Below are 6,751 nucleotides of genomic sequence, written 5' to 3' on the forward strand. Positions count from 1 at the left end.
CCATTGGATCGGGCCTGGGGAATCAGAGCCATGGCCTTGGCCAGCGCCAGGGCTTCCCTGCTGGCGGCCAGGGCTTTTCTGGCTTGTTTCAGTTCCGCTTGCAGGGTCTCCACCCGCGCCACGATCTCCAGTGGGCTGTGCTTTGAACCGCTCCCCCAACTGGCGGCAGGCCTGGTCCCGGGGTTTGACGTAGCTCAGCACCGCCGGACCGGCCACAGCCTCGATGCGGCGGATGCCCGAGGCCACGCCACCCTCGGCCACCAGCCGCACCAGAGCGATTTCGGCAGTGTTGTGTACATGGGTGCCGCCGCAGAGTTCCATGGACACACCAGGCACGTTCACCACCCGCACCACGTCCCCATACTTCTCCCCGAACATGGCCACAGCCCCCCGGGCCTTGGCCTCCGCCCTGGGCATCTGGCTCACCTCCAGGATCTGGGCGTCCAGAATCCACCCATTGATTAAAGACTCCATCCGCTCCATCTCGCTGGCGGTCACCGGTCGGGAGCAATTGAAGTCAAAGCGGAGCCGGTCGAAGGCCACCAGGGAACCGGCTTGGGAGATGTTCGGGTCCACAACCCGCTTGAGCGCCTCGTGGAGAAGATGGGTGGCCGTGTGATGCGCTTGCGCCCGACGCCGACAGGAACGGTCCACCCGGGCGGCAACCGGATCTCCCACGGTCAGCACACCGGATTCCAGGCGGCCCTTATGCAGAACAAACCCGTCCACCTTCTGCACGTCCTCAACGATCATCTTCATGGACCCACCGGTGGTTGCCGTACTCAGCAACAGGCCTCGATCTCCCACCTGTCCGCCGGATTCCCCGTAGAAGCAGGTGCGGGACAGACCCACTTGCACGGCATCGCCGGCGCGGGCCTGCTGCACCGCCGCACCATTGACAACGATGGCCGCCACCTGACTCTCGTCATCCAGTTGCCCATAGCCGGTGAAGGGGGTGGCCCCCAGCTTGGCGGCCAGACTTTCCCCAACCCCGCCACGGGTCAGGTCCACGTTGACGGCGGCGGCCCTGGCCTGCTGCCGTTGGGCCTCCATGGCCGCTGCAAACCCCTCTTGATCCACAGCCAGACCATGCTCCTGGGCCACTTCCACGGTCAACTCCAGGGGGAAGCCGTGGGTGTCGTACAACTCGAACGCCTGGCCGCCGCTAATCCGGGCCGGCTGTGTCGTCAGAATTTCGCCGAGGCGCTTCTCGCCCCGCTCCAGGGTGTCGAGGAAGCGCAACTCTTCCTGTTGGAGTTCCCGCTTGATGATGGGCTCCCGTTGCCGCAACTGGGGATAGGCGGATCCCATCAGTTGGATGACCACGTCCACCAGGGACGCCAGGAACGGTTCACGGAGGCCAAGGAGGTGACCATGGCGGACGGCGCGGCGGATGAGGCGCCGCAGCACATAGCCGCGACCCAGGTTGGAACTGGTGACCCCATCGGCAATCAGGTGGGTCACCGCACGGCTATGGTCCGCAATGATTTTGAGGGAGGTTTGTTGGGCCGGGCTGGCGGCAAAGTAGTTCTCTACGGGTGAGCGCTGCGCCACGGCGGCCATGAGGGGATAGACGAGATCGGTTTCGTAGTTATTGGGCTTGCCTTGCAGGATCCGGGCCATGCGCTCCAGGCCCATGCCGGTATCAATGTTCCTGTTCACCAGGGGCGTCAAAACCCCATGGGCGTCCCGGTTGGACTCCATGAACACCAGGTTGTAAAACTCTATGAAGCGCTGGTCGTCTTCCAGGTTGATGGCGCCATCGCCCTTCTCGGGCTGCAGGTCGTAGTAGAGTTCGGAGCAGGGACCACAGGGACCTGTTGGTCCGGCACTCCAGAAGTTGTCGGCTTCACCCATGGGCACAACCCGGTGAGGGGCTATGCCCACCCTTCCTGTCCAGATGGCGGTGGCTTCCTCATCCTCACGGAACACACTCGCCACCAGCCGCTGAGGGTCCAGGCCGAACACCTCCGTGCTCAGTTCCCAGGCCCAGCAAATGGCCTGCTCCTTGAAGTAGTCCCCAAAGGAGAAATTGCCCAGCATCTCGAAGAACGTGTGATGCCGCGCCGTGCGCCCCACATTCTCAATGTCGTTGGTCCGAATGCACTTCTGGGCGCTGGCGGCCCGATGGGCGGGTCGCTGTTTCTGCCCGAGAAACACCGGCTTGAAGGGAAGCATCCCCGCAATGGTGAGCAGGACGGTGGGATCCTCCGGCACCAGGGAGGCGCTGGGCAGCAGGCGGTGGCCACGGGCCGTATAGAAGTCCAGGAAGGCGAGGCGGATGGCCGCACCACTGCGGGGCTGCTCTTGTACCGACATCATGGTGTCTGGGGATGCGGACGCCTTCATGGTGGAGAAGCATAATGAACGGCAATGATCGCGCAGTCCCAAGGAACTGGTCATGGCGGGCCATGATCTGGCAAGTTAAGGAAGGAACGCCCCTGACCAGCCCCACACCGGGTCAGGGTGTGCCACGCCCCATGCTTTTCGGCCAAAAGGGTCCATGAGCCTTCTGCACGCGCTATGGGACGGCGATGGTCTGGTGCTGTGGGCGGACGGCTGGCGCCTGGCGGATCGGCAGACTCCTGTGGATGAACCACTGGTACACCCTTTTGCCCTGTCCCACCGGGAGTTGCGCCATTGCCTGAGCAACCGGCAAGGCTTGCCCCAGGTTCCCCTGAAGCCCGTGGAGCGCCTGCTGAGTTTGCCCAGTCGGGATCTGCGCCGCTCCCGACGGCGCCGGAGTCGCTCCGGGACCGGCAGCGCCAGTGAGTGGGAGGTGTGGAGCGGCCTTCCTCTGCTGGCTGGAGAGGCGATCCCCGAACAGTGTCAGTGGTGGCCATGGCGCATTGAAGGATTGAAGCTGGCCATTGGGGATCTGCCCCGGTGGCTCGACGGGCTGCCCCTCAGTAGCGAGCACCCGGATCTGGGGGATGAACTGCGCTGGCTGGCCCATCTGCAGCGCTGGTGTCTCAGCCTGATGGCCCGGGGCCGCTGGCTGCCTGTGGTGGAGGCTACAGGCGATCACTGCAACGCCCGCTGGCAACCCTTGCTCAACCGTGAGGACGACCGTTACCGCCTGGAAACCATGGCGTTGCACATGCCCCAGGTGTTGCTCTCGGGCCATGATCCACTGAAGACGCTGGTCTGCCGCCGCCCCGAGCAGCAGCGTTTGCAGGTGGCCGGCATTGTGGCTGCCCTCCTGGACACCCAGATGCGGGTGGCCTTTACGCCGCTGGAGGAGGGCCTTGATCCCCTGCTGGACAGTTGGCAGCAGGCCCTGGCTTCCACGGAGAGCCTGCTGAACAGCGATGGGGACGGCATGGAGCGCCTGCAGGGGGCCACCAACCACTGGCGCCAGGGGGTCACAGGCCAGTTGGCGCCGGCACGGGCGTGCCTGGAGTTGCAGGCTCCAACGCCACAGCAAGGGGAGCGGGATCCCAACCGTTGGCAACTCCGTTTTGGTCTCCAGGCGGCCATCGACCCCAGCCTCTGGCTGGATGCCGAGGCCATCTGGGCCGCTGGCGACAATGGCGTCCATATTGGTGAAATCCCCGTAGAAAAGCCCAGCCGGTTGCTGCTGGAGGGCCTGGGTCGAGCCCTATCCGCCTTTGAACCGCTTGAGCGGGGGCTTGAGGGTCCCACCCCGTCCACCATGGATCTGACCCCGGTGGAAGCCTTTGTGCTGGTGCGCACCGCCAGCCGTCGGTTGCGGGATCTGGGGGTTGGCGTCAAGCTTCCCGCCACCCTCAGCGGTGGTCTTGCGGGACGCATGGGGCTGGCCATCCAGGCGGACCTGCCGCCGGAGTCCCGGGGCTTCAGCCTGGGGGAATCCCTGCAATGGCGCTGGACCCTCATGATCGGTGGCCAGCCCGTCACCCTCAACCAACTGGAGCGGCTGAGCGCCCAGAAAAGCCCTCTGGTGAACCACGGGGGGCAGTGGGTGGAATTGCGCCCCGGAGATATCAAGGCGGCGGAAAAGTTCTGCCTGGAGGAACCACGGTTCAGCCTGGAAGACGCCCTGCGACTGGCCGGGAACCACCTGGAAACCCTGCAACGGCTGCCGGTGCATAGCTTTGAGGCGGGACCGCGCTTGCAGCAGGTGTTGGAGCAGTATCACCACCACAAGCAACCGGATCCCCTGCCCGCGCCGGAAGGGTTCCGTGGCCGGTTGCGCCCTTACCAGGAACGGGGACTGGGCTGGCTGGCCTTCCTCTACCGCTTTGGTCAGGGGGCTTGCCTCGCCGATGACATGGGCCTGGGCAAAACCATTCAACTGCTGGCCTTCCTTCAGTACCTGAAGGCGCAAAAGGAACTCAAGCGGCCGGTATTACTGGCCTGCCCCACCTCGGTGATGACCAATTGGCGCCGTGAAGCGCAGCAGTTCACCCCTGGGCTACGGGTGATCGAGCATTACGGCAGCCGCCGCCCCAACACCGCAGCGGCTCTGGCTGCCGCCCTCAAGGGTGTGGACCTGGTGCTCACCAGCTACGGTTTGCTGCAGCGGGACCTGGCCGTTCTCGGCAGCCATGGATGGCAGGGGGTGGTGATTGACGAAGCCCAGGCCATCAAGAACCCCACCTCCAAGCAATCCGCCGCCGCCCGGGAGTTGTCGCGCCTGGGCCGGAAACCCTGCTTCTGCATCGCCCTCACCGGCACGCCGGTCGAAAACCGTGTGGGGGAGATCTGGCCGTTGATGAATTTCCTTAACCCCCAGGTGTTGGGGGAGGAAGGGTTCTTCCGCCAACGCTACCGCCTGCCCATTGAACGCTATGGGGATATGTCCTCCCTGCGGGATTTGCGCCGTCGTGTCGGTCCCTTCATCCTCCGGCGCCTCAAGACGGATCAATCCATTATCAGCGACCTGCCTGAAAAAATCGAACTCAATGAATGGTGCGGACTCTCCGATGAGCAGAGGCGGCTCTACAGCAAGACCGTGGACGACACCTTCGAGGCTGTGGCCCGCGCTCCCCGGGGGGAACGCCATGGTCGGGTGCTGGGTCTGCTCACCAAGCTCAAGCAAATCTGTAATCACCCCGCCCTGGTTCTCCAGGAGCAGGAGGTGAGCCGGGACTTCGCTCGCCGCTCCGCCAAGTTGCAACGGCTGGAGGAAATCCTGGACGAATTGATGGCGGTTGGGGATCGGGCGCTATTGTTCACCCAGTTTGCCCGCTGGGGCCATCTCCTCAAGCAATACCTGGAGCAGCGCTTCCAGGGGGAAGTTCCCTTTCTCCATGGGGGAAGTTCCAAGGCGGAGCGCCAGGCCATGGTGGACCGCTTCCAGCAGGATCCCCGGGGTCCACAACTCTTCCTCCTGTCTCTCAAGGCCGGTGGAGTGGGTCTGAACCTGACCCGGGCCAGCCATGTGGTCCACATTGATCGCTGGTGGAACCCTGCCGTGGAAAACCAGGCCACGGACCGCGCCTATCGCATCGGCCAGACCAATCGGGTCGTGGTGCATAAATTCATCACCAGCGGCAGCCTGGAGGAAAACGTGGACCGCATGATTCGAGAAAAGGCCCGCTTGGCGGAAGACATCATCGGCGGCGGCGAGGACTGGCTGGCCGGCCTGGCAATCGACGACATCAAGGATCTGGTCAGCCTCACATGAACACTCTCAATCGCAACAACACCGGTCAAGGCCCCATGGCGGAGCAGCCCTGGTGGGTGGCCCAGTGGATGGATCTGATTCACTCCTATCGCTACAAGAAGCGGCTGGAGCGGGCCTGGGACTACATGCATGAAGGCCATGTGCTGTCCATTCGCTTCGAGGGTCGCCGCGTCCACGCCCGGGTACAGGGCACCGCCAAGGATCCCTACAAGGTGAAGCTCTGGTTGGACACCCTCAGCAACGAGGACTGGGGCTACGTCCTGGACGCCCTGTCCCGGAAAGCCCGCTGGACAGCCCAGTTGTTGGCCGGAGTCATGCCCCAGGATATTGAACGGGCCTTTGCGGCCAGTGGCCGCCGCCTCTTTCCCTGGGAACTCCGGGAGATGCGCAGTGAATGTAGCTGCCCGGATAAAGCCAATCCCTGCAAGCACATCATCGCCGTCTATTACTTGATGGGGGACCGCTTCAGTGAAGATCCCTTTGTCCTGTTTCAGTTGCGGGGCCGAACGCGGCAGCAACTCCTGGACCAGTTGGCCCAGCGGCGCATCAGCAACGCCACGGAGCAGGGTGTGACGGTGCAGACCGGGATGCTCCCTCCCCAGGCGCGCCGCACCTGGAGCTACGGGGAAGACATGGATCCGGAACTGGTGGTGATCACCCCTGCCCTGGAAGGGGAACTGGGGGTGGACGAGGCGGGGCCCCTGCCGGTGGCGCCGGATCCCCACCACCCCGACGCCAACCGCACTTTCCTCCACCATCTCCACGACCAGGGCCGGCGGATTGCCCAGCAGGCCATGGCCCGGGCCATGGGAGGTGGTTCCTGATGCCAATGTTCAGCCGGTTCTCACCACCACGTTGATGAGGCCAACCGAACGTTGTGGTGGCTGCCGTACCCCGAGGATCGGTTTCACCTCCAGGGGAATCCGTTGACGTAGCCAACACTGGTGGCGTGGAGATCCCGTCTCCATGACTCGTTCAACCCTTTGACCTTTCGGAGGAACCATCCATGCTTGCTCTATCACAATCCCCCTTCTCTCTGTTTGAGCACCTGGATCGGCAGTTTCATCAAGCCGAGGGCACACCCGCCGCTGAAATCCGGGAAAACGACGACCGCTATCAACTGGCGGTGGAGTTACCCGG

2 protein-coding genes and 1 pseudogene are annotated in these 6,751 nt (G+C 63.9%); 2 read left to right on the forward strand and 1 reads right to left on the reverse strand.

Features of this window, described 5'->3' with window-relative positions; translation table 11 throughout:
- Nucleotides 1-2,322: pseudogene (gene alaS, locus BG35_RS10430) on the reverse strand (alanine--tRNA ligase); the annotation flags it as partial.
- A gap of 181 nt (nt 2,323-2,503) precedes the next feature.
- On the opposite strand from alaS, the gene BG35_RS0105185 reads away from it, so the two are divergent.
- Entirely contained in the window at nt 2,504-5,611 is a 3,108-nt protein-coding gene (locus BG35_RS0105185) for a DEAD/DEAH box helicase (RefSeq protein WP_025781994.1), read from the forward strand.
- Nucleotides 5,608-6,435, forward strand: a complete 828-nt coding sequence (locus tag BG35_RS0105190) for an SWIM zinc finger family protein (protein WP_025781995.1) — start codon at nt 5,608-5,610, stop codon at nt 6,433-6,435. The genes BG35_RS0105185 and BG35_RS0105190 overlap by 4 nt, the downstream gene beginning before the upstream one ends.
- Nucleotides 6,436-6,751: the final 316 nt, after the last annotated feature.

The organism is Candidatus Synechococcus spongiarum SH4 (assembly GCF_000586015.1).
GTDB classification, from domain to species: Bacteria; Cyanobacteriota; Cyanobacteriia; order PCC-6307; family Cyanobiaceae; genus Synechococcus_B; species Synechococcus_B spongiarum_F.